Source organism: Vibrio sp. 2132-1, assembly GCF_033344315.1.
The window spans coordinates 1-897 of the sequence record NZ_JAWPON010000164.1; the positions used below are offsets into that span (position 1 = coordinate 1).

The 897-nt window shown below is 44.8% G+C and carries 2 protein-coding genes; one reads left to right on the top strand and one right to left on the bottom strand.

Annotation, left to right across the window (positions count from 1 at the left end):
- Positions 1–316 (top strand): DUF2799 domain-containing protein (locus tag R8N47_RS24160; RefSeq protein WP_318185972.1); only part of this gene is annotated, 316 nt, incomplete at its 5' end.
- Between the two features lie 10 nt (positions 317–326).
- Here the strand turns inward: R8N47_RS24160 and R8N47_RS24165 are convergent.
- Positions 327–782, bottom strand: coding sequence for a GNAT family N-acetyltransferase (locus tag R8N47_RS24165; RefSeq protein ID WP_020838223.1), 456 nt, complete (start codon positions 780–782; stop codon positions 327–329).
- Positions 783–897: the final 115 nt, after the last annotated feature.

The following is an 897-nucleotide window of genomic DNA, read 5'->3' on the forward strand; positions in this document are numbered from 1 at the left end:
GCAAGACGGTTTTGATAAAGGCACTATTCTTTACTGTTCGCCAGACAATGGTTACACGGTGGGTGTAGAAGGAAAAACCTACTATGGCGTTTGCTCTAACGATCTTTTCCTTAAAAACTATCAGTTAGGCCATCAAGAATATCAGCGTCAACAACGCATTAACGCGTTAGATGCGGAGATATCACGCCTTGATCATCAATTGGATGCAAACTTAGATAAAGACAACGCGAAGCGTATTAGAGAGAGAAGAAAACAACTGGCGCGTGAGCGTGCATCACTCATCTCGCCAGGAGCTAATTACTACTTTAACTTTTAGTTGCGACGGGCTACAACGCTAGGGTCATAAAGCGGCTATTTGGATCAGGTTGATAGTCGCCAAACGGCTCGCAGTACACGAAGCCATGTTTTTCATATAGGCGATGCGCAGGTTCAAAAAATGCCATCGACCCAGTTTCCAAACTTAGACGTTGTATCCCCTGATGTTTCGCTTGCTCAATCACGTGATTGAGTAAGCGGGATGCCACGCCCTGTTTTCTCGCCGACGGTGTCGTACGCATCGATTTCAACTCTGCGTGACCATCTTCTAGTTGGCTCATTGCCACACATCCCAATAGCTGCTCACCATCCCAGCCCGTCCAAAACGTGATTGAAGGCAACTTCAACTTGCTTACATCTAACGCATGCACGCTCTCTGGTGGCGATGTAGCGTACATGTCCTGTAAATGCTCTTCCAACAACGCAATCACCTGCGGCCGTTCTAAATTGTCGATTTCAATTCTCATATTTCCATCCTTGGTGTTTTTACTATCCAAGTCACCTTAACTATATGTTTTAAAGTTAAATGTCCATCCAAACCTCAAAGATACCTAGGTTTGCACGAAACTAAGATGATTGAAT